The 22,979-nt window shown below is 36.0% G+C and carries 20 protein-coding genes; 16 read left to right on the top strand and 4 right to left on the bottom strand.

Annotated features, from left to right (window positions below; genetic code table 11):
• Positions 1-28 precede the first annotated feature (28 nt).
• A complete protein-coding gene (locus RWM19_RS04805; protein WP_313984318.1) occupies positions 29-925 on the bottom strand; it encodes a putative ABC transporter permease in 897 nt (298 codons plus the stop codon).
• Between the two features lie 77 nt (positions 926-1,002).
• Positions 1,003-2,490 (bottom strand): DUF1846 domain-containing protein, encoded by a 1,488-nt coding sequence (locus RWM19_RS04800; protein WP_313984315.1) that lies wholly within the window; start codon positions 2,488-2,490, stop codon positions 1,003-1,005.
• A 93-nt stretch (positions 2,491-2,583) separates the two neighbouring features.
• Between RWM19_RS04800 and RWM19_RS04795 the strand changes: the two genes are divergently transcribed.
• From RWM19_RS04795 to RWM19_RS04765, 7 genes are all read left to right on the top strand, one after another.
• Positions 2,584-3,669, top strand: a complete 1,086-nt coding sequence (locus RWM19_RS04795; protein ID WP_294023181.1) for an MmcQ/YjbR family DNA-binding protein — start codon at positions 2,584-2,586, stop codon at positions 3,667-3,669.
• A 21-nt stretch (positions 3,670-3,690) separates the two neighbouring features.
• Positions 3,691-5,496 (top strand): oligoendopeptidase F, encoded by a 1,806-nt coding sequence (gene pepF, locus RWM19_RS04790; protein ID WP_313984311.1) that lies wholly within the window; start codon positions 3,691-3,693, stop codon positions 5,494-5,496.
• A gap of 88 nt (positions 5,497-5,584) precedes the next feature.
• Positions 5,585-6,127 carry a glutathione peroxidase gene (locus RWM19_RS04785; protein ID WP_313984308.1) on the top strand — a complete coding sequence of 181 codons (543 nt, stop codon included), beginning with the start codon at positions 5,585-5,587 and terminating at the stop codon, positions 6,125-6,127.
• An 82-nt stretch (positions 6,128-6,209) separates the two neighbouring features.
• Positions 6,210-6,635, top strand: coding sequence for an NUDIX domain-containing protein (locus RWM19_RS04780; protein WP_313984305.1), 426 nt, complete (start codon positions 6,210-6,212; stop codon positions 6,633-6,635).
• Between the two features lie 2 nt (positions 6,636-6,637).
• Positions 6,638-7,510, top strand: coding sequence for a hypothetical protein (locus RWM19_RS04775; protein WP_313984302.1), 873 nt, complete (start codon positions 6,638-6,640; stop codon positions 7,508-7,510).
• 92 nt (positions 7,511-7,602) lie between these two features.
• Positions 7,603-7,878: a ParB N-terminal domain-containing protein gene (locus tag RWM19_RS04770; protein ID WP_313984299.1), complete on the top strand. Its 276-nt coding sequence runs from the start codon at positions 7,603-7,605 to the stop codon at positions 7,876-7,878.
• A gap of 13 nt (positions 7,879-7,891) precedes the next feature.
• The gene (locus RWM19_RS04765; RefSeq protein WP_294023187.1) at positions 7,892-8,623 is read left to right on the top strand and encodes a pseudouridine synthase; all 732 of its coding nucleotides are present in this window, start codon (positions 7,892-7,894) and stop codon (positions 8,621-8,623) included.
• Here the strand turns inward: RWM19_RS04765 and RWM19_RS04760 are convergent.
• Positions 8,620-10,260, bottom strand: a complete 1,641-nt coding sequence (locus tag RWM19_RS04760; RefSeq protein WP_313984295.1) for an NFACT RNA binding domain-containing protein — start codon at positions 10,258-10,260, stop codon at positions 8,620-8,622. The two genes, RWM19_RS04765 and RWM19_RS04760, sit on opposite strands and share 4 nt — an antisense overlap.
• Before the next feature lie 90 nt (positions 10,261-10,350).
• Between RWM19_RS04760 and gmk the strand changes: the two genes are divergently transcribed.
• The 5 genes from gmk (at position 10,351) to RWM19_RS04735 (ending at position 16,892) form a co-directional block, all read left to right on the top strand.
• A complete protein-coding gene (gene gmk, locus RWM19_RS04755; RefSeq protein ID WP_313984292.1) occupies positions 10,351-10,923 on the top strand; it encodes a guanylate kinase in 573 nt (190 codons plus the stop codon).
• Between the two features lie 96 nt (positions 10,924-11,019).
• Positions 11,020-11,586, top strand: coding sequence for a helix-turn-helix domain-containing protein (locus tag RWM19_RS04750; RefSeq protein WP_313984289.1), 567 nt, complete (start codon positions 11,020-11,022; stop codon positions 11,584-11,586).
• A complete protein-coding gene (locus RWM19_RS04745) occupies positions 11,579-13,924 on the top strand; it encodes a glycoside hydrolase family 2 TIM barrel-domain containing protein (RefSeq protein ID WP_313984286.1) in 2,346 nt (781 codons plus the stop codon). The genes RWM19_RS04750 and RWM19_RS04745 overlap by 8 nt, the downstream gene beginning before the upstream one ends.
• The gene (locus tag RWM19_RS04740) at positions 13,921-15,297 is read left to right on the top strand and encodes a glycoside-pentoside-hexuronide (GPH):cation symporter (RefSeq protein ID WP_313984284.1); all 1,377 of its coding nucleotides are present in this window, start codon (positions 13,921-13,923) and stop codon (positions 15,295-15,297) included. Before RWM19_RS04745 ends, RWM19_RS04740 begins: the two co-directional genes overlap by 4 nt.
• 2 nt (positions 15,298-15,299) lie before the next feature.
• Positions 15,300-16,892, top strand: a complete 1,593-nt coding sequence (locus tag RWM19_RS04735; RefSeq protein ID WP_313984281.1) for an alpha-galactosidase — start codon at positions 15,300-15,302, stop codon at positions 16,890-16,892.
• Between the two features lie 403 nt (positions 16,893-17,295).
• Here RWM19_RS04735 and rpsD read toward each other — a convergent pair whose 3' ends face one another.
• Positions 17,296-17,898, bottom strand: coding sequence for a 30S ribosomal protein S4 (rpsD, locus tag RWM19_RS04730; RefSeq protein WP_028078297.1), 603 nt, complete (start codon positions 17,896-17,898; stop codon positions 17,296-17,298).
• Positions 17,899-18,244: 346 nt separating this feature from the next.
• Here rpsD and RWM19_RS04725 point away from each other — a divergent pair, with 346 nt between their 5' ends.
• Genes RWM19_RS04725 through RWM19_RS04710 form a run of 4 tightly spaced genes read left to right on the top strand, consistent with a single transcriptional unit; the run spans position 18,245 to position 22,527 of the window.
• Positions 18,245-19,975: a septation ring formation regulator EzrA gene (locus RWM19_RS04725; RefSeq protein ID WP_313984278.1), complete on the top strand. Its 1,731-nt coding sequence runs from the start codon at positions 18,245-18,247 to the stop codon at positions 19,973-19,975.
• Positions 19,956-21,095 carry a cysteine desulfurase family protein gene (locus RWM19_RS04720; RefSeq protein ID WP_313984275.1) on the top strand — a complete coding sequence of 380 codons (1,140 nt, stop codon included), beginning with the start codon at positions 19,956-19,958 and terminating at the stop codon, positions 21,093-21,095. The genes RWM19_RS04725 and RWM19_RS04720 overlap by 20 nt, the downstream gene beginning before the upstream one ends.
• A complete protein-coding gene (gene thiI / locus RWM19_RS04715) occupies positions 21,088-22,275 on the top strand; it encodes a tRNA uracil 4-sulfurtransferase ThiI (RefSeq protein ID WP_313984273.1) in 1,188 nt (395 codons plus the stop codon). The genes RWM19_RS04720 and thiI overlap by 8 nt, the downstream gene beginning before the upstream one ends.
• A 12-nt stretch (positions 22,276-22,287) precedes the next feature.
• Positions 22,288-22,527 (top strand): hypothetical protein, encoded by a 240-nt coding sequence (locus RWM19_RS04710; RefSeq protein WP_006526404.1) that lies wholly within the window; start codon positions 22,288-22,290, stop codon positions 22,525-22,527.
• Positions 22,528-22,979: the final 452 nt, after the last annotated feature.

Raw genomic sequence — 22,979 nt, 5'->3', positions numbered from 1 at the left:
TTTTCTATGAAAAAAGTAGTCATATGGACTACTTGCGTTTTGTTCGTGAAGTGATAATACGTTTGATATCTTCCAAAGTATCATGATAGGAATGAGAATCAAGACTAGGGAAAGCATCAATTAAACGTTTTGTTAAATTAAATTTATCGGAAGTAAGGGTTTCTTTCAAACTATTGATTTTTTGTTGTAATTCTGCGACTTGATTATCTTTAAACTGTACTGCAGTATCTTTTACATTAACGATATTCTCTTTAAGTTCTGAACCTGCAATTCTAGCTTGTACACCTGCTTCGCTGACTTTTTGGGCAGTTTCCATAGCGCCGCCACCAATACGCTCTGTCAGTTCATCACTGACAATACGTAGTGATTTTTGCAGTTTATCAATCTGTGCAAGTTTTTCATTTAATCCAATCATTACGGATACGGAGATTATCATATCCATTGTAAGACCAAAATAGGTAATACCTAAGATCCACCAACCAATTTGCTTTGGAATCCAATTGACAAAGTCGATAATCATAGGATGAATAAAGCCAATCGCTACAACGCAACCAATACCCCATGCAAGAGAGAAAATCAAACAAACATAGCCGTTAATGTTAAATGGCATATCACGATAATCCCACCAACGTGCATGGAAGATTTGGTCTAAAATCCATCCGCCAAAGTATTCAATTAGTGTACAGACAATACTACCGACATTAAAGATAATGAGGAAGTGAATGTGTTGAATCTCTGTATGCGTTACGGTGGTCAGTAAATAGATCATCGCAATCATACCGACACCATAGATTGGACAAAATGGTCCATTTAAGAATCCACGGTTAATAACTTTTCCGACGATGGCGCCATGGAAGGCAACTTCTAATATCCAACCTAGAAAGGCATATATCGCAAAATAATATAAAAGTTGATAAACTGTCATAAATACTCCGTTCTTCAAAAATCATAACATTTTGGTAAATGAAAACAAGAGCCGAAACTCTTGTTTTGTCTGGTTTGTTATTTCTTGTGGTATAGCTTTTTATGTTGATGAACTGGATCAAATGTGACATTGATACCAAGTTTACGTAATACGTTCTTATCTTCTTCAGGTAAGATAACAGTGGAGTGAGCTTCACTGCCTTTTAGATTACCAAGTTGTTTCATCGCAAGATCAGCATCCTTGTTTGTCATTGCGGTAATCGCAAGAGCAATCAATAATTCATCTGAATGCAAGCGTGGATTGTGGTTACCTAAGTGATTGATTTTGAGGTTTTGAATTGGTTTAACGTATTCAGGCTCAATCAAGTGCGTAGGTTTTGAAATACCACTTAGTTTCTTGATAGCGTTGATGATCACTGCTGCTGATGGACCAAATAGAGATGATGTCTTACCAGTTACGATTTCACCGTTTGGTAATTCTAACGCAAGTGCAGGTGCACCTGTCTTTTCAGCTTTTTCTCTTGCGATGATAGCCACCTTACGGTCAGATGGGGAAATGGCACAATCATTCATTAATAATTCAATCTTTTTAACTGCGGAAGCAGGAATCTTTTCTTCCTTAAAATCAACAAGAGCTTGATAGTATCGACGGATAATTTCTTCTTTCGCTGCTTCGTTTGCCGCATCCATATCAGTGATACAGAAACCTACCATATTTACGCCCATATCCGTAGGGGAAGCGTATGGAGATTTCGTAAGAATACGTTCAATCGTACGATTTAATACCGGGAATACTTCAATATCACGGTTATAGTTTACAGCTGTTTGGTTATATGCCTCTAGATGGAATGGGTCAATCATATTGACGTCATTGAGGTCGGCTGTCGCAGCTTCATAAGCAAGGTTAACAGGATGGTGTAGAGGAAGATTCCATACTGGAAAAGTTTCGAACTTTGCATAACCGGATTTTACGCCATGAAGTTGATCATGATAAAGCTGAGAGATACATGTTGCTAGTTTTCCAGAACCTGGTCCTGGTGCAGTAACGACAATTAAGTTACGAGATGTCTTAACATACTCGTTTTTTCCAAGACCTTCTGGAGAAACAATATAATCGATATCTGTTGGATATCCCTTGATTGGATAGTGGATATAGGAAGTGATTCCATTCTTGCTGAGTTGATGACGGAAGTTATCAGCTGCAGGCTGGTGTTCATATTGTGTGATAACAACAGAACCAACAAAAATTTCTAAATCACGGAAAGCGTCTAAGAGACGGAAAACCTCTTGGTCATAAGAGACACCAGAGTCACCGCGTGCTTTGGAGTGTTCAATGTTATTCGCATTGATACAGATCAAGATTTCTACTTGGTCACGTAATTCTGTAAGAAGCTTTACCTTGTTATTAGGATTATAACCTGGTAAGACACGAGCAGCGTGATAATCTTCAAACATCTTACCACCGAATTCCATGTATAATTTACCGCTAAATTGACTGATACGGTTTAAGATTTTATCGCGTTGTAGATTTAAATATAATTCTGAATCAAAAGCTTGTTTTTTCATAACTGATTTTCCTCCAACGAAGAGTATACCAAATTTGTGTCCTCTTTTGCGGATAAATTATGAAATTGTTATACTATTTATGGAGAAAAAATAATGCGTTTAGAAGATGAATTATTTCGTCGTTTACGACCAAATGAACAGTACTTAATACAATATGGATTTCAGAAACAAGATGATATATATCGTTATCAAACGAAGTTAGAAGATACTGGGATGTATGCGATTATCACAGTGGAAGAAAACAGTGTCAGTGGAAGAGTACTGGATGATTTAACAAATGAAGAATATATAGCAGTGCATACCGTAGGCAAAAAGGGTGATTTTGCGACAAAAGTTAAAACTGCATATCTTTCTTGTTTGGAAGATATCGCAAAAAATTGTTTTGATAAAGTAATGTATTCTAGCATTCAAGCGAATACCATGCATGAATGGATGATAACTGAATTGCATGATATCGCAAATCATCCATTTACAAAATCACATAATGGGAATCGAACAACAGATAATGAATTTACGGCATACAAACCTAGTGATAGTGACAAGATGTATGTGCTGATGTTTTCAATTGATAAGCATAAGCTGGATAAAGGTTGCGATGAAAGTTATATCGATGCAATGAATATCAAGGTTGAACCATCTAAAGTAAGTGATTATCTACAGTTACCAGGTTTCTATCCTGCATATCATATGAATAAGAAGCACTGGGTAACTGCAATATTGGATGGCACGATTGAAGATGAAACATTGAAAGAACTTTTGTTAAAGAGTAGAAGTTTGGTGACTAAGAAATTATCGCTCAATCATCATTGGGTGATACCAGCAAATCCTTCGGTTTATGATATTGATAACGCATTTGCACAAAGTGAGTTGATGTATTGGAAACAGAAGTTAAATTATCAGATTAATGATTATGTATTTATCTACTATGGTATGCCATATGGAGAGCTTAGGTATCTTTGTAGAGTCATTGAAAAGGATATTATATTCTACGATAAATCAGGAAAACGATGTGATGAAGAAACATATATCTGTCTTCAAATGATTCATTTCTTTGATGATCATCAATTAACAAAGAAGTATGTTTCTAAATATGGTCTTACCAATATTCGTGGCGCAAGGTCAATGCCAAAAGAATTAATCAATCAAATATGCAAAATGTATCCAACATTAATGATATAATACAGAAACTGAGGTGATATTATGACTGAATTAAAAGAACGTAATCAAATTGAACAACAATACAAATGGGACCTTTCAACATTATTCGAAAATGATGAGGCTTGGAATGAAGCACTCACAAAGCTTGATGCTTTGATTTCAGAAGCTGCATCTTTTCAAGGTAAGTTAAACAATACTGAAAGTTTACTTGCGTATTTTAAGGTATCAGATGAATTAGATAAGGCGATAAAGAATGTATTTACATATGCAATGTTGCGTCATAGCGAAGATACAAGAGCGACCGATGCTCAGGGTATGTATTCCAAGGCGTATGGAAAATATGTTGAAGTGGTAAGTGCTACTTCATTTGCACAACCGGAGATTCTTGGAAATGATGAAGAAGTCTTAAAGGGATTTATTGCAGATCCATCCTTAAAGGATTTTGCATTCTTATTAGAAAATCTTGTACGTAATAAGGCACATACGTTAAGTGCTGCAGAAGAAAAACTATTATCTGCCTTTGGCGAGGTGTTCTCTGCACCAGGAAGAACGAGTGAAGCGTTAATGGATGCGGATATGGTATTTGATACAATCAAGGATGCAGAAGGTAATGATCATGCAGTAAATGGCTCTAGTTATATTCTTTTGCAAGGTAGCGATGACCGTGAGCTTCGTAAGAATTCTTTCCAATCTTTATACAAGGGTTATAAACAACATATTAATACATTCGCATCTACTTATAGTACAACAGTAAAAGCTGCTTCTATTGATGCGAAGGTAAGACATCACCAATCTTCACGTCAAGCAGCGATGTTCTCTGATAATATTCCAGTTAGCGTATATGATAACTTAGTTGAAACTGTACATAAACACTTACCAACGATGTATCGTTACGTAAAACTACGCAAGAAGATGTTAGGTCTAGATGAACTACATTATTATGATGTATACGCACCTCTTTTAAAGGGCAGCGCAAAGGATTACTCCTATGAAGAAGCTAAGGAAATGGTTCTAGAAGCTGTTAAGCCTCTTGGTACAGAATATACAGATGTTGTAAAAGCAGGTTTAGAGAACCGTTGGGTAGATGTCTATCCAAACAAAGGGAAACGTGGTGGAGCGTACTCTTCAGGTACCTATACATCCAATCCATATATCTTATGTAACTATACAGGTACACTCGATAGTGTATCTACATTAGCACATGAGATGGGACATTCTATGCATAGCTATCGTACAAACCATACACAGCCAGTACATTATGCTAACTACACAATGTTCGTAGCGGAAGTTGCCTCTACAGTAAATGAAAACTTGCTAATTGAACAGTTGTTACAGAAGGAAACAGATCCTGCACAACGTATGGCTTTACTAAACCAATACATGGAAGGTTTCAAAGGTACAATCTACCGTCAGACAATGTTTGCGGAATTTGAAAAAGAGGCACACGCCGCTTCAGAACGTGGTGAATCCTTAACACCTGAATTCTTAAATCAGTTATATCTAAGCCTTGTAAAGAAATATTTTGGTGAAGATTTAGTGATTGATGATGAAGTACAGTATGAATGGGCAAGAATTCCACATTTCTATAGACCGTTCTATGTATATGTATATGCAACAGGATATAGTACAGCAGTTGCGTTATCGGAAGGTATTTTACATGGCGGTCAAGATAGAGTTCGAAAGTATCTTGAATTCTTATCCATGGGTAGCTCAGCTTATCCAATTGATGAATTGAAGCATGCAGGTGTTGATTTAACAACACCAGAACCAATCGATATCGCTCTAGAGAAGTTTGCTAAAATACTCGATGATGCGGAAGAAACATTCGCCAAATTACAACAGAAGTAATCAAATTGGAGATATGAAAGTATCTCCAATTGACAAAATATAAATATTGTATAAAATATAATTGTAATAAATATAGGAGATTAAATATATGACATTTTACGATTATTCTTTAACAGACAGAAGTGGTAGCGAAGTATCAATGCGTAATTATGAAGGTAAGGTAGTAATTGTAGTCAATACAGCTACTGGCTGTGGATTTACACCGCAGTACAAAGACCTAGAAGATATGTATGAGAAATACCATGAACAGGGATTAGAGATTATAGATGTACCATGTAATCAGTTTGCGGACCAAACACCAGGTACTGATGAAGAGGTACATGAGTTCTGTACATTAAAGTACAATACACAGTTTGATCAATTCAAAAAGAGCGATGTCAATGGTGAACATGCATTACCTCTATTTGAATTTTTAAAGAATGAACAGGGTTTTAAAGGCTTTGGAAATAGTGTAAAGGGACTTGCCATGCGTGCAATGTGCAAACTGAAAGATGCTAACTATAAGAATAACCCTGATATTAAGTGGAACTTTACAAAGTTTGTGATTGATCGTAATGGTAATGTAGTGAAACGTTTTGAACCTACAGATGACATGCATTCAGTAGAAACATGCATACAATCTTTACTATAAGTATAAAAAATGAAAGCGTTTGTAGAGAATTGTTTCACAAATGATAAAAAAACATATATACTATCTTTTGCGGAGGTAGTGTATGAAAAAGGAAAAATCATGCGGTGCAATCGTATACCGCAAAAAAGAAGGTGTCATTCAATTTTTGTTAATACATCAAACATTGGGACATTGGACATTTCCCAAAGGACATGTAGAAGATGGTGAGAGTGAGCAACAAACAGCTTATCGTGAAATCTTAGAAGAGACTGGAGTGAAGGTTTCTTTTGAAGATGGTTTTAGAGTTATTAATACATATTCCCCAAAAGAGGATACTCTAAAGGATGTTATTTTCTTTTTAGCACAACCGATTGGTGGACATGAAGAACCGCAGTTATCTGAAGTATCAGATGTACGTTGGCTAACATGCGTTGAGGCACATGCAATCATTACATATCCTTCTGATCGTGCATTATTAAAGAAGGCGATTGATCATATTAAACTCAGAGGGGATTGGAAAGAGTATTAAAAATGATTTCATTACAAGTCTGTATCGATAATACAGATAGCGATGCATATTTTAGAGAGTATCAAGGGCAATTAGTTGGCCTTGGTGTACAACTTTCAGTTAATCATCTGTTATGCCATGATGAAAAGATTGTTGGTATTGAAAGACATTTTCATCATGATGGTGTTGTGGATTCTTCTTTTGCATTAACGGAAAAGATATCTACACAAGATGCAGTTGATTTAATCGCAACATTAATTGAATCTTATATTCGTTGTTATCATTGTGTACGTATTATATTTCATACAAATGATGAACAGCTCGTTCATGCGTATCGAGCAAACGCAGTCAGATGTGAGAAGAATGGTTTTATCTATGATGTAGAAGCGTATCGTCTACAGTTAGAAAATAGCGTGTTTGATGAACGTGGTTATATCATCAACCAAGGAAAGATGGAGAGTATTCCATTTGGCTGGTTTAATACAAGAGATAAGGGTTGTGGTTGGATTGCGGCATACAACTTATTAAAACTTAACGGAAAAACCATATTGATGAAGGATGTGCTAGCTGGCTTAAAACGTTTTACATTTATTGGTAATTTGTTGGGACAAGAGAAGATTTCTCTTTATTTCTGGCTGAAAAAGCAGGGTTTAAATGTACATATCAGTGCTGGGACTAATGCGAAGATCATCAAGAAGATGTGCGCTAGTAAGTCAGGAATCTTGTTATATATTCATCGACATAACGCACACTATGTAGCATATGAAGTATGTAAGGATGGTAGAGTTCATTTCTATAACGCTATTTATGGAAAGAAAAACCATATCATGACAGCCAGTGAGTTCTTATCAGAGAATTCCTTTATTCCATTATCTTCATTGATTTATATTGACTAGGCCCTAACGATGTTAGGGCTTTTTTTCGTATTGGTACGATTGTATATTTTCATCTAGCAGTATGATAGAATTAAGGGCGATTAGAGGGATTTATGATAAACAAGAAAGTTCATATTTCAAAGATTCATTTCATGCATATTGAATCTGAAACTTTGATTGACTCCATCGCAAAGCGTGGCGTTGCGATTGCGGTACAAGTTAACGCTCACGATGACTATTATGAGTGTGTGGATGGAAATAAGCGATTAACAGCCTGTGAGATTTTATCTTTACAGGATAAGAAATTTGAAATGGTACCTGTGATGATTATGAATGATTATTCGAAGGCAGGGAGTGCATTCTGGGGTAATACACAGAATAAACACTAATAAAGGAGATAAGATGGAACGATTACAGAAGACAATTGCGAAGGCAGGTATTGCCAGCCGTCGTAAAGCAGAAGAACTCATTGTTAATGGCAAAGTCAAAGTGAATGGCGTTGTTGTAACGGAGCTTGGAACACAAGTATCTCCTGAGGATGATATTAGTGTAAATGGTGTCGTATTAAAGAAGGAAGAAAAGGTTTATTACCTATTAAATAAGCCACGTAGAGTTATTTCTAGTGTTAGTGATGAAAAGGGTAGAGAAACAGTTCTTGCCTATCTTAGTGATGTAAAAGAACGCATCTATCCAGTTGGACGTTTGGATTATGATACTTCTGGTATTTTACTTTTAACAAATGATGGTGATTTTGCGAATGCGATGATGCATCCATCTTCACATTTACCAAAGACTTATGAAGTTGCGGTAACAGGTGTACTTACGGATGATATGTTAAATCGCTTAGCAAAGGGGATTATGTTATCGGATGGTAAGACATTACCAGCCGAAGTAGTATTATTAGAACGTTCTACGAAGAAAAATAAAACCGTACTCCACATTACAATCCAAGAAGGACGCAATCGTGAAGTACGGCGTATGATGGAATATTTCCATTGTGAAGTTACAAGACTGAATCGTATTGGCTATGGTTTCTTAGATTTAGGAAATCTAAGACAAGGCCAATATCGTAAATTACGTAGTTTTGAAGTTCGCAAGTTGCTTGCGATGGTAAAGCGTGGCAGTGAAGACTAAAGCTTGATATATTGATTGATTTGTTCTTCATCAGGATCAATATAAATCATCTTATATTTACCTAGTTCAACCATTCCGGGTTTCGCACCTGGAATTTTTTTGAGGTTTTTAATAGGGCAATACGCAACTGGAACACTAGAGGACATACGACCAGCAGAGAAGTAAGCTGCAATATTTGCCGCAAGTCGCATTGTATACTCATCTGGGTTATCATCGTGTACGACAACATGTGATCCATGATAATCTTTGGTATGGAACCAAATATTGCTCTTTTTTGTATGCCAAGTAAGCGCATCATTTTGTAAGTTGTTTTTACCAAAGGAAATAGAGATACCTTGTTCTGTCGTAATCGTAGTATATGAAGGTGATACATCTTTTTTCTTTTTCTTCTTTTTGACTTTTTCCTTCTCGAAAAGATATCCTTGTTTGACGAGTTCTTCGCGAATTTCCATTGCAGTTTCAAAATCAGCATATTTAAGCTGTTCTGATAGTCCGCTAAAATAATCGATTTCCATTTGGCAGAGTTGAATTTGTTCCTGCAAGTACACTTGACCTTTCTTTAGCTTATTGTACTTTTGGAACGCTTTGCGAGCATTGCCTTTACCATCTAATTTAGGATCTAGTGGAATATGGACAGGAGCGTCATCCACAAAACTATTTAGAGTAATCTCCTTGAGTCCTTTTGTATCAGTGATTTGATATGCGTAAAGTAAATCTCCATACTCACGCCATTTATCACAATCCTTTGCAGCTTCATATTCTTCAATCAAACGTGGTAGTTTTGTGGATTGGTGTTTGAGTTGACGGTTAATAAAGTGTTGAATATCACCGGAAAGTTGTTTGATTCTTTCTTTTTCTTCACGATGGAAGTAGAGGATATCAATTCCTTCAAAAAGAGGATATTCCTTACATAGCCCAATACTTGTTAAATCAATACAGTGGAAAACTGGTTCATTATTACTATTAGCGATAAAGATTGATTTACTGTTAGAGATCTCCTCCATGATGCTATGGAAGGTTTGTCCTTTTGACATACGATATTCAACTTCTTTCGCAAGAAATGGGGAAAAACCAGAGAATTGCTTTGTAAGGGATATATTCATATCAACATTTTGTTCTATAAATGGATTTTTCTTATCTTGTGAAGGTGTTTGAATAAATTCAGCACCTGCTTGAATGGTGCGTCTACTATTTTCAAATGGGGGAATACGCTTCATCGCATCAATGATTCGATTTTGTGCGTTTACTAAAATTACATTGGCGTATTTGCCCATTAACTCTACGTATAGTTTAAGATACTCTAGATCACCAATTTCATTATGATGACGAATATCAAAAACCATCCAACGGTCTAAATCTGCCTGTTGGATTTTTTCAACGATAGAACCTTCTAGATATTTACGTAACACCATTACGAAGTTGGAAGGCTCATTAGGAGTAGGATAACTACGATTCGTAAATAGAATTCGGTTATATACGGAATGTGTAGAAATCAATAATTGTTTCTTACCTGCAGTACCGTGCGTTTGTAGTAAAAGTTCAGTCTGAGAAGTCATATATATTTTCTGAATTCTGAATGGAAGTGTAGCTTGAATTTCAGGAATCAGTTTGGATAATAAAATACCGTCTAGTGCCATTTGAAAACCTCTTTATTTTTCTTATTATATCATGATTGACTATGTTAAAATTAATGAGTAATCTATTAGGTAAGGATGGAGGATACAATTATGGCTAAGGGATTGTTAATTGTATTAAGCGGACCTTCTGGTGTTGGTAAGGGAACGGTTCTCAAAGAGTTTATTCATGATAAGGATTTGAAACTTGCATACTCGGTTTCTATGACTACTCGTAAGCAGAGACCAGGTGAAGTTGATGGTATAAATTATCACTTTGTCACGAAGGAAGAATTCGAACAAGCAAAGAAGAATGGTGAATTATTAGAGTCAGCAGAATTTGTTGGAAACTACTATGGAACACCAATCTCTGAAGTAGAAAGATTGCGTAATGAAGGCAAGAACGTCATTTTGGAAATCGAAGTACAAGGATGTACTCAAGTTCGTGAAAAGGTGAAGGATGCCTTAACAATCTTCATTGTTCCACCAAGCATGACGGAGTTAGAGAAGAGAATTCGTGGACGTAATACAGAACCAGAAGAAATTGTTCAAGAACGTTTGGCGAAAGCTGCGCGTGAAATGGAACTCATTGGTATGTACAAATATGTTGTATGTAACGATGATGCGAAATTAGCAGCTGATATTATTCGCGTAATTATCAAACGTCATATGAAATCAAATATTTAATTTGTCTGCCAGTATGAACTGGCAGTTTTTTTCTGCACTTGCGTAAGCGCTTTCAATCCTTTATAATGGAAACCAATAAACGGAGGATAGTTTCCAATGGAAAATATACAACAAGATATTTTAGAGACAACTTTGATATTATTTAACGATAGAGGCCTAGACTTTACAATGAATGATATTGCAAAGTCAATGCATATCGCAAAGAAGACAATTTATCGTTTCTTCTCATCGAAAGAAGAGTTGTTGATTGCATTATTGGATTATGGCTTTGAGAATATTCAAAAAGAGAAACAAAAGATCTTATCTAGTAATGATAGTATCACAAAACGTTTAGAACAAGCCATGATTGCGATGCCAAAACAGTATGCCAAAATTGACTTTCGTGTGTTATCAAGTTTAAAGGATACCTATCCTCAAGTGTATATACGTCTAAATGAACATTTAGAAAATGATTGGGAACCTATTATCAAACTAATCAATGAAGGTATCCGTAAAAAGGAAATTCGTAAGATTAACACATTTATTCTTCGCCAGATTATAACCGCAACTTTTGAACAACTTTTATCTACGGATGAACTACAAGAAAGAAATTTAACGTATGCTAAAGCTTTAAAAGAAATGATGAATATCATCATGAAAGGGATGGTTATAGATAATGAATAAAATAAATAATGATTGGGAATATATCGACCAATGGAGTGATGCGTTTATTATAGATGGCAGTGCGGACAAGGTAGTTCGATTGCCACATACCGTTCAAGAATTACCTTTACATTATGCTAATTCAGAAAGCTATCAAAAGGTTGTAGGTTACCGTAAACGATTGTCGTTTGATCCATCTTTAAAAGGTAGAAGACACTTTATACGCTTTGATGGTTCAGCTCATGAATCTACAGTGTATTTCAATGGAAAACAGATGTACGTTCATGCATGCGGATATACTGCATTTACAGTAGAATTAACAGATGATATTCGCTTTGATACTGAGAATCTTTTAGTGGTAAAAGTGGATAGTCGTGAGAGTTTAAATACACCACCATTTGGCTTTGTGATTGATTATCTTACTTATGGTGGTATCTATCGTGATGTTTGGCTTTATGATAAACCTACTTATTTTATCAAAGATGTATTTGTAACAACGAATACACTAGATACAGTCTCGGTATCCATCCAAACAGATGGGCTGGTTCCTATTGATTCATATCAAGTCAAGATTCTTGACTCAAAGGGTGAAATTATCGCACAACAGGCCGTATCTATAAATACGCGGCAAATACAAATACCTGTAAAGAATATTCATGCATGGACAGCCGAATCACCAACTTTATACCGTTGTATTGTGGAACTAGGAGACGATACTTTTGTAACAAGCTTTGGATTCCGTACAATTCGTTTTGATCAGAATAATTTATATATCAATGATCAAAAGGTATTCTTGAGAGGCTTGAATCGTCACCAATGCTATCCATATATTGGTTATGCGGCTGTTGATTCTTTACAAGAGGAAGATGCACGTATTTTAAAAGAAGAGTTACATGTGAATGCAGTACGTACTTCGCATTATCCGCAAAGTCAGTCATTTATCGATGCATGTGACCGCTATGGTTTATATGTGTTTACTGAGATTCCTGGTTGGCAACATATCGGGGACGAAATTTGGAAACAACAAGCAATACAGAATACGAAGGATATGGTATTGCAGTATCGTAATCATCCTTCCATTATTCTTTGGGGTGTAAGAATCAACGAATCATTAGATGATGATGAACTCTATGCGAAAACAAATGAAGTTGCAAGAAATTTAGATCCTACTAGACCCACAGCAGGTGTGCGATATCTAACAAAGAGTCATTTGTTAGAGGATATTTATACATTTAATGATTTTTCACATCACGGTGATAATAAAGGTGCATTAAGCAAGACTGAAGTTATGGTTGATACGCATCATCCTCTTATCATCTCTGAAGCCAATGGGCACATGTTTCCAACGAAGAGTTTTGATACACAAGCAAGACGACAAGAACATGCATTACGACATGCTCGTGTGTTTAGTGATGCGATGGCTGACCATCAACATACTGGAGTTTTCCAATGGTGTATGTTTGATTATGCAACACATAAAGACTTTGGTTCTGGTGATAGGATTTGTTACCATGGAGTGATGGATAGTTTCCGTAATCCAAAACTTGCGGCTAGCGTATATGCTTCACAACAAGATGAAGAACCAATCTTAGAAATCAGTACTTCGATGGATATTGGTGATTACAATGCTGGTAATCTACCGGATTTCTACGCATTTACAAATGCGGATGAAGTACGTTTATACAAAAATGATCAGTTTGTTTCTGAGTTTTCTAGATCTGAGTATTCTGGTTTAAAGCATGGTCCTATTCGTATCGATGATACGATTGGAAAACTACTTTTAGAAAACGAGCATTTTACTTCGAAACAGGCGGATGATATACGTAAATGCTTATTAGCAAGTAAAAAGTATGGTAGCAACTTACCACTACGCTATCGTTTGTTATATGCGAAGATGATGTTTCAATACAAGATGAAGTACAGTGATGGTGTCGCTCTTTATGGGAAATATGTATCGGGTTGGGGTTCGGATTCGATTACTTGGAGATTTGATGCAATCAAAAATGGAGAGGTTGTAAAATCTATTATCAAACGACCATCTGCTAAATTGCATCTATCGTATCAAGTTTCTCAAACAACACTCATTGAAGGTGATTGTTACGACATGTCTGCGATTCGTATTCAAGTAAAGGATGAATATCATAATTTAGCTTCCTATGCACAACTACCATTAAATCTTATTACGACTGGGCCAATCGAAATTGTAGGTCCTAATACAGTTGTTACAGAAGGCGGTATGACTGGTACATATATTAGAACAACTGGTGAAGAGGGAGAGGCAATTCTAACAATCTCTACGTCAGATTGCAGTGCAATTACAATTCATTTTACAATTACAAAGGGAAATCATACATTATGAAAGAATTTGGTAAAAAACAATTCGCTGCCTATGGTTTAGGTGCGGTTGGAAAGGATATGGTATATGCCTTATCTGCTTCCTATATCATGTATTACTATCAAGATATCTTAGGCTTATCTGCGACTTTTGTTGGATTTATCTTGATGATTGCTCGTGTGTTTGATGCGGCCAACGATCCATTTATGGGTGTTGTTGTGGCAAAGACAAATTCGAGATGGGGCAAGTTTCGTCCATGGTTATTTACGGGTACGATTTTAAATGCATTTGTTTTATATGCATTGTTTGCGGCACCTGCAGTATCAGGTAAAGCATTGATGATCTATTTTGCGGTGATGTATATTCTTTGGGGTGTGACATATACCATGATGGATATTCCGTTTTGGTCAATGATACCTGCAGTTACTTCTACGGCAAAAGACCGTGAGAATTTATCGGTTGTGGGACGTACCAGCGCGGGTGTTGGTTATGCGTTAATTAATGTATTTACCGTCATGGCTGTATCCAAACTAGGCGGTGGAATTGAACGTACTGGATTTCGCTTGTTTGCGCTTATTATAGCGATCTTGTTTGTTATATTTATTTTATTTACATGTTTTACAATTCGTGAACAAAAAGAGGAAAACATGCAGACAACATCTGTTAAAGAGATGTTTAAAGCATTATTTAACAATGATCAAGCAATCGTAACGGTTGTTACAATTGTACTGATTAATTCTGCGTTATATATTACATCGAATCTTTTAATCTACTTCTTTAAATACGATATTGGGGGAACAACCTGGAAGGATGCTTATACATTATTTACTTCTGTTGGTGGGATTTCTCAGATCTTAGGTATGATGGCTGTGTATCCAATCCTTAGAAGTAAATTATCGAATACAATCATCTTTAAGTTAGGCTTGTGTCTAGCAATATTTGGATATGCATTCTTACTAGCATTATGTTTACTTGGATATTCATCTGTTCTAACAATGCTAATGGTACCTGGTGTAATGATCTTTGTGGCCAATGGTATACTAACTGTTTTAACAACTGTCTTTCTTGCGAATACTGTTGATTATGGTGAAGTAAAGACGGGTCATCGTGAAGAGTCTGTAATCTTTAGCATGCAGACATTTGTTGTAAAGGCTGCTAGTGGCTTAGCAGTATTCATCACTGGTGTTAGTTTGGATCTGATTGGTTTAACAAGCAAAGATGGACTAGGGGAAGGAATGCCAACATTTTCTTCACCATTACTAGGATTGCGTTTGCTGATGACGATTTTACCTATGATTGGATTAGTACTTGCTCTAGTGTTATTTACAAGAAAGTTTATTCTTACGGATGAAAAAGCAGAACAAATCCGAAAACAGTTAGAAGAAAAGAAGGTATGATTATGCAGGTAACGTGGTTGATGGAAAGTGCTGATCAGAAAATTAAATTACAAGGCAATGAAAATTGGCAGGACGAAGTATTACATATTCATGTCACAACTGCCCAAATGATACTAGGTAAAGTAGAGGCAAAACTTTCTGTACCTATTGCAAAGGATGAGAAGATTTTCATGAATGGATATCAAACATGGACATATTCTCCAGAACTTACAAGATATGATCATACACATGGCCTAAAGAGAGTGCCAAAAAGTTTATTACGGAAATATGGGTTTGATCGTTATGGGGATTATCATTTTGTAGACTACCCACAAAAGAAAGGTATTACCCATGGTGAATCATGGTGCTATTTCCGTGATGGAAAGAAATTTCGCTTGTTTGCATCGTTAGATGAAGATCCAGGATATACGTTATTTTGGTATGATGCAAACAAAGCTGAATTAACAATTCAAAGAGATTGTAAGGATGTACAGACAAATGGTATCTTTCATGCATTTGATTTATTCTATGCGGAAGGTAGTGAAGAGGAGGTCTTTCAAGCATGGTTTGATGCAATGGACTTGAAGCCACTTACAACCAAAAAGTTATTTGGATATTCTAGTTGGTATAATCACTATCAAGATATTAGTGAAGATAAGATACGTTATGATTTATCTGGCTGCGATAAAGTATTTCAACCAAATGACCTATTTCAGATTGATGACGGTTGGGAACCATTTGTAGGTGATTGGTTAGAAACAGATTCAGTGAAATTTCCGAACGGCTTAAAAGCACTTGTGGACCAAATACATGCAAAGGGATATAAAGCAGGTTTGTGGCTTGCGCCATTTGTGGCAGAGGAGAAGTCTTCTTTATATCAAAATCATCCAGATTGGTTCCTGCACCATCATGGAAAACCATGGTGTTTAGGCGCTAATTGGTCAGGCTTTTATTCGTTAGATATTGATCATCCGGATGTAATTGACCATATCAAGAAAGTATTTCATCAAGTTTATGATGTATGGGGCTTTGATTTAGTTAAACTAGACTTCTTATATGGCGCAGCTCCATTTGGAAATGCATCTGAAAGTCGTGCTAAGAGAATGAAACGGGCATTGCAGTTGTTACGAGATATTTCAAATGGTAAGGAAATTCTTGCTTGCGGTGTCCCATTAATGCCATCTTTTGGATTAGTAGAATACAGCCGTATTGGATGTGATGTTGGGTTGGATTGGGATGATGTCTTCTATATGCGTTTTTTACATCGCGAAAGAATCTCTACCAAGAATGCAATTGTGAATACCGTGAATCGTAGACAATTAAATAAACATGCGTTTATGAATGACCCAGATGTATTCTTTATTCGTACAGAAAATATTCATTTGTCAAATAAACAAAAGGATGATTTAGCACGGATTCAAGCTCTACTTGGCGGTGTTTTTCTAACAAGTGATTGTCCTGCAAGTTATACGGATGAAATGATTCAAAAGTATCAAGAATATCGTAAGTTAGCATCTGCATTAGTTACGGATGTAAATACCGATGAAGGAATTACAATTGAATATGTTATAGATGGTCAAACAAAAGTATTTCATTCTGACTGTACAAATCGTTAATAAAAAACCCACTAAAGTAGTAAATACTCTGGTGGGTATTTTTGTATCCTTGTTTCTTAATAAGGATTTTTTTATATTGTCTTTTGGAAGAGTATATATTTCTTTATCAAATGCTAGGTAAATGTTTTGGATATTTTAAAGATAGGAAATTATAGCAGGATAGTAAATACATATGTATTAGTAACAATAACATCTATCTAGTTCTAGCTCCTCTGTGTTATGGAAGTTGGTGAACCTGTTTAAGCGTGGGTGTTGCTTGCATGTTTGTATTAATGGGCTTACTTGTTTCAGCGTATTATCTTATTAGGAAAGTATAGGGGAGTAAAACGTAAAAACGCATCTATTACGATGCGCCTTTAGTTATGTAAAGAAAAAGCCAACTTGCGTTGACTTTTTACACTTGTTATCTGTTGTAGAATTCGACAACGAGTGATTCGTTGATTTCTTGGTTTAATTCGCTTCTTTCTGGAAGACGTACGAATGTACCTTTCTTGTTTTCCTTATCAACTTCAACGAAAGCTGGGATTGTGATAGCTGATTCTAATGATTCAGCGATTGCCTTAATGTTACGTGCATTTTCACGAACAGCAATTGTTGATCCTGGCTTAATTAAAGCTGAAGGGATGTCTAACTTCTTGCCATTTACTTCGATATGACCGTGGTTTACTAACTGACGAGCAGCTTTACGTGTTCTAGCTAAGCCCATACGGTAAACGATGTTATCTAATCTACTTTCAAGTAAGATTAAGAAGTTAACACCTGCCATACCTTCCATCTTGGAAGCCTTGTTGAATAAGTTAGAGAACTGACGTTCATTTAAACCGTACATGTGACGGATTCTTTGCTTTTCGCGTAACTGTGTACCGTAGCCACCTAACTTAATACGCTTTGTAGGTCCATGTTGACCTGGAGCATAAGTTCTTTTCTTAAGCTCTTCGCCTGTTTCTAAAATGGAGAAGCTTAAGCGTCTAGCTTTCTTCCAAACAGGTCCTGTGTAACGTGCCATGTTTTGTTTCCTCCTATATATGGCTGAGAAACAATAACAGGTGCAGATCATCAATGCGGGGTGTTATCATGAGCCTTTTCACCTTTTGCAGCAGGATACTTAGGAACAAGTTTAACTGTTGATAACGCCTTGTGCATGACTCTACATGCTGCCATTATTTAACGCACTCGATATAATACCATTAGTGTGTATAAACGTCAATTGTTTTCACAAGTTCTATAAGAAACAATCATTTGAAAATCAAAACAGAATTATGGAAAGATATGTGAAAGTGATAAGGCATGTCCCCAAATATATAGATGCTGTGGTAAAATAAAAAGAGATATTACAAGAAAGGTGGAAACATATGAATCAGATATTAACATTGTTATCAGATATCAGATTTATCATTGCTGTAGGTGCAATCTTTGTTTTACTGTTAATTATTTTAATTGTTACTACAGTACGTGCACGTCGTTATAAATCTGAGTATATAGAATTAGAGAATCGCTATCAGTCACTTAAGCAAATTCCTTTGTCATTAAAGATGAATAAAGCAATTGCCGTAAGTAGAGTGAATCAGGATACAGTTGATCGTGTTAATTCAGCACAGAATAAGTTTGATGAAGTGCAGTCATGTATTTCTGCTTTAACAAGTAAGTTGGCAGACTTAGAACGTTATATTTCTGCTGGTACTTTATCAAAGGCTGGTAATACTATCAAGGATATTGAGACATCCATGACTACAACAGAAGCGGATGCGAAGACACTTGAAAATATGTTAGATGCGATTCTTGCAAAAGAAACAGCACAGCGTGAAGAAGTGACGGCTTTAAAGAATCGTTTCCGTGCACTAAAGGCACAAGCTGCTGAAAATGCTCCAAAGCTATACTTTGCTTGGCCTTTAGTAGAACAGAAGGTTGTTGATACGGAGAAGATGTTTGCGACTTTCGAAGAATGGATGTTCTCCAGTGATTTTGATAAGGCAAACCGTGAACTTGTAAGTATCAAGGCAGTCATGGCAGAGCTAGAAGAAATGATTGAGAATATGCCTTCATTATTAGAAGATGCTAAAGGTATTATTCCTAATATGGCAGAAGTTCTTCACAAGGATTATATTCATAATCGTAATCGTGGCGTGTATTTAAAACACTTAAATGTAGAAGAAAACCTCAATCAGATGACAGAGTCCTTACGTGAATCTCTAAAGCAGTTAAAGACAGGGTCTATATTAGGTGTTCGTGAAACACTTGATACAATGAAGGCAAAACTTCGTGAGATGGATCAGGCTGTGAAACAAGAAGGTGAAAGCTTTGATGCGATTCAAGAGTTATCAAAGGAATCTACAGCGCTTGCAGATGAAGCAGATAAGAATGCGGCTTATGTAAAAGAAGCATTTGCAAAATCATCATCACGTTTTGGCTTTGCGGATTTAGATGAAAAACTTGCGGAGCAAACGGCCCACTTACAAGAACTTGAAGCTAAGATGCCTGTGGTAATGGATAGTGTACGTAACTATCAAGTACCTGCTAGTACAGTTGTTGGTTCCTTGAAGGAATTAAATGAACAGATCATTGCGTGCAATACAGAGTTTAAGAATATTCGTACACGTATTGAGGCTGCTTCTGGTGATGAAGAACGTTGCAAGAAGCAACTAGTGAAGTTACAGATTGTTATGAATCAGATGCAAGTCAAGATTCGTAAGTACAAACTTCCAAATATTTCAGAAGCTTACGAGGATGATATGCGTCGTGCAAATGACTATATCCATCGTTTAGATAACTTGATGGAAGAAGTTCCATTAAATATGCAGTTATTAAATGGAACATTACAAGAAGCATTAGACTTTATCTATAAGCTTTATAACAATGTTAATAACGTTGTTGGAACAGTTATGATGGTTGAAAATACTATCGTATTCGGTAACCGTTATCGTTCAACATACGCAGATATCGACTCTGAGTTAACACGTAGTGAATTAAGTTTCCGTAATGGTGAATATACACAAGCTCTAACAACAGCAATCGCAACGATTGAAAAGATTCACCCAGGTAACTACGAATCCATGATTAAGGAGAATGCGAAGAGTGCAGCGTAGAGTGTATTTTGATGGCGCTTCTACTACAGCGGTTCACCCAGATGTATTACAAACCTATAAATCTTTATTAGATAAGTATTACGTCAATAGTGAGTCCCTATATGATGAAGGCAGCGAAATCAGTCGAATGATGGAAAAAGCCCGGAGTGCAATAGCCGGGCTTTTGGGTGTTAACAGCGAAGACATTATCTTTACCTCAGGTTCTTCGGAAGCAAACTCTTCCGCAATCAAAGGTGTTTGTTTTGCACAACCAGGTAAGAAACATATTGTCACAACGAATGTAGAACATTCTTCTATCTTGAATGCATGTTTACAAATGGAGCGGGTATTTGGTTATCGAGTAACGTATTTACCTGTTGATGCTAGTGGTAAGGTATCCTTACAACAGGTGAAAGATGCAGTAACTGATAATACAGCAATCGTTAGTATCATGGCAGTCAATAATGAAGTAGGTTCTATTAATCCAATTGATGAGATTGCAAATTATGTTAAAAAACATACACATGCCTATATGCATGTTGATATGACACAGGCAATTGGTAAAGTTGATGTAGATTTTAAAAATATTGATTTAGCATCTATTTCTGCACATAAACTAGAAGGTTTAAAGGGTAGTGGTGTTCTAGTCAAAAAAGTTCATGTGCCTTTTGTGCCACTGATTAATGGTGGTGAACAAGAATATGGTATTCGCGGTGGTACTTCGAATGCTTGTGCAAACATGGTATTTGCTAAGACACTACGCTTCGCACTAGAAAATGGTAAGAAGTATCATGATTACATCACAACTTTACAACAAGCATTATTGAAAGGTTTATCTACAATACCTGGTGTTTTAATGAATCAACCAAGTGATGCAGTTAATAGTGTCATTAACTTCTCATACGAGAAGATTCCAAGTGAAGTAATGCAGAATGCATTAAATAAAAAAGGGTTTATGGTGAGCGCAAGAAGTACTTGTGCATCTAAATCCGATGATCCAAGTTATGTATTAAGTGCTATGGGTTATTCTTCTAAACGAGCAAGCTCTTGTATTCGTATTAGTTTAACGTATCATAATACAGAAGAAGAGATTGCTTCATTGATAGAGTCATTAAAGGAGATTATTTCGCAATATGGTTAAGTATGATACAGTCTTGATTCGCTATGGTGAATTAAGCACAAAAGGTAAGAATCGAAGAGATTTTATTACTAGACTCTTCACAAATATTAAATATATGTTGCGGGATTATCCTGCGCTAACGTATCGTAAAACATACGATCGTATTTACATTAAATTAACGGATGAAGATCCAGCAGAAATCGAAACTAAATTAAAGAAGGTGTTTGGTATTAGTTCATTCTCCTTTACAGAAAAGGTGAATAGTAATTTAGAAGATATCAAGCAAGCTTGTGTTCGAATTGCTAAGGAAAGTGATAAGAAGACATTTAAGATGATTACGAAACGTCACGATAAGAGTTTCCCGCTCAAGAGTGATGGTGTAAATCGTGAAGTTGCTGGAGAGATTCTACGTAATACGGAACTAAAAGTTGATGTACATGATCCTGGATTAGCAATACGTGTTGAAATCCACAGCAATGAAACCTACATCACATCTAGTAAGATTCCTGGTGCTGGTGGATATCCAGCTAGTATCAATGGCAAGGTGTTATTAATGTTATCGGGTGGTATAGATTCACCAGTAGCGGCATATCAGTTGATGAAGCGTGGACTACATGTGGAAGCAGTACATTTTGCATCTCCTCCATATACAAGTGAAAATGCAAAGAATAAAGTATTAGAACTTGCTTCACAAGTGAGTGAATACCAAGGTCACATGAAAGTGCATGTTGTTAACTTTACGCAATTACAGCTGGAAATCTATAAGCATGCAGGAGACCCATATGCAGTTACATTAATGCGTCGTATGATGTTTCGCTTAGCGGATATGATCTCTAAGAAGTATGGATGTCTAGCAATCGGTACAGGTGAAAGTGTAGGGCAGGTAGCTAGCCAAACACTCGAGAGTATCAACTGCATTAATACAGTTACAAATATGCCAATCCTAAGACCACTTGTATGTTATGACAAGATTGAAATTATTGATTTGGCACGTAAGATTGGAACTTATGAAACATCGATCTTACCGTTTGAGGATTGCTGTACGATTTTTGATCCAAAAAACCCAGTCACAAAACCATCTGTAGATAAGAGTGTTTACTATGAATCAAAATTTGATTATGAAACACTATTACAACAGGCGGTAGATACACTAGAAACTGTGAATGTACAAGCTGTGAAAAAAGAAGAAGATTTCTTATAGAGAGGTGAAACTATGGCAAAGCATAATCAAGATATTCGCAATGAATTCAATGAAAAGATGCAACATTGTGCGACGATGGATGAGCAAGAACTATTAGATATCGCTAACGTAACGATTGTTAAAGTTGAAAAAGATGATACATATAACACAAAAGCGAAGTTAAAGATTTTTGCATTATTCACATCACTCTTTAACTGTGCAGAAAATGAACGTATGAAATACGTAAAACGTATTTACGCAGCTCTTAAATAAATGATGATTGATAGGTATTTCTATAATGAAGTACCTATTTTCTTTTGCTATAATTTAGATACAATAAGATTTTTTTATAATGAGGGACGATATGAGAAATGTTGATATTAGTACCATCAGTAATACGATACTAATCATTTTATGGGTGATTTTGCCTAAGCTATATCGTATCTGGAAAAAGAAGAATATATTTTACGTTTATGATATCCCATTTGATTTAATGCCTATTTTCATCCTCTCAAATGGTTGGATGCGCTTTGGGATTTGGTTAATAATTTATGTAGTATTTATGTTGGTTTTAAAGTTAATCTTTTCAAAGGGAAAAGTGATATTGTTCAACGAGAAACAATCATCACAAAATAACGATACAAATAATATAAGTTAAACGTGTTAATTAGCTCAATTTTTAGTGAAAACTCCCTTCTAACGAAAGTGCCCTCTAATTGGGGTGC

The organism is uncultured Solobacterium sp. (genome assembly GCF_963517755.1).
In the GTDB taxonomy this organism is placed as follows: Bacteria; Bacillota_I; Bacilli_A; order Erysipelotrichales; family Erysipelotrichaceae; genus Bulleidia.
This window is presented reverse-complemented; position numbering and strand designations above follow the sequence as displayed.

Coding starts and splice junctions, on each gene's coding strand:
- RWM19_RS04805 (WP_313984318.1), bottom strand. CDS start 925: ATGACAGTTTATCAACTTTTATATTATTTTGCGATATATGCCTTTCTA.
- RWM19_RS04800 (WP_313984315.1), bottom strand. CDS start 2,490: ATGAAAAAACAAGCTTTTGATTCAGAATTATATTTAAATCTACAACGC.
- RWM19_RS04795 (WP_294023181.1), top strand. CDS start 2,584: ATGCGTTTAGAAGATGAATTATTTCGTCGTTTACGACCAAATGAACAG.
- pepF (WP_313984311.1), top strand. CDS start 3,691: ATGACTGAATTAAAAGAACGTAATCAAATTGAACAACAATACAAATGG.
- RWM19_RS04785 (WP_313984308.1), top strand. CDS start 5,585: ATGACATTTTACGATTATTCTTTAACAGACAGAAGTGGTAGCGAAGTA.
- RWM19_RS04780 (WP_313984305.1), top strand. CDS start 6,210: ATGAAAAAGGAAAAATCATGCGGTGCAATCGTATACCGCAAAAAAGAA.
- RWM19_RS04775 (WP_313984302.1), top strand. CDS start 6,638: ATGATTTCATTACAAGTCTGTATCGATAATACAGATAGCGATGCATAT.
- RWM19_RS04770 (WP_313984299.1), top strand. CDS start 7,603: ATGATAAACAAGAAAGTTCATATTTCAAAGATTCATTTCATGCATATT.
- RWM19_RS04765 (WP_294023187.1), top strand. CDS start 7,892: ATGGAACGATTACAGAAGACAATTGCGAAGGCAGGTATTGCCAGCCGT.
- RWM19_RS04760 (WP_313984295.1), bottom strand. CDS start 10,260: ATGGCACTAGACGGTATTTTATTATCCAAACTGATTCCTGAAATTCAA.
- gmk (WP_313984292.1), top strand. CDS start 10,351: ATGGCTAAGGGATTGTTAATTGTATTAAGCGGACCTTCTGGTGTTGGT.
- RWM19_RS04750 (WP_313984289.1), top strand. CDS start 11,020: ATGGAAAATATACAACAAGATATTTTAGAGACAACTTTGATATTATTT.
- RWM19_RS04745 (WP_313984286.1), top strand. CDS start 11,579: ATGAATAAAATAAATAATGATTGGGAATATATCGACCAATGGAGTGAT.
- RWM19_RS04740 (WP_313984284.1), top strand. CDS start 13,921: ATGAAAGAATTTGGTAAAAAACAATTCGCTGCCTATGGTTTAGGTGCG.
- RWM19_RS04735 (WP_313984281.1), top strand. CDS start 15,300: ATGCAGGTAACGTGGTTGATGGAAAGTGCTGATCAGAAAATTAAATTA.
- rpsD (WP_028078297.1), bottom strand. CDS start 17,898: ATGGCACGTTACACAGGACCTGTTTGGAAGAAAGCTAGACGCTTAAGC.
- RWM19_RS04725 (WP_313984278.1), top strand. CDS start 18,245: ATGAATCAGATATTAACATTGTTATCAGATATCAGATTTATCATTGCT.
- RWM19_RS04720 (WP_313984275.1), top strand. CDS start 19,956: ATGCGAAGAGTGCAGCGTAGAGTGTATTTTGATGGCGCTTCTACTACA.
- thiI (WP_313984273.1), top strand. CDS start 21,088: ATGGTTAAGTATGATACAGTCTTGATTCGCTATGGTGAATTAAGCACA.
- RWM19_RS04710 (WP_006526404.1), top strand. CDS start 22,288: ATGGCAAAGCATAATCAAGATATTCGCAATGAATTCAATGAAAAGATG.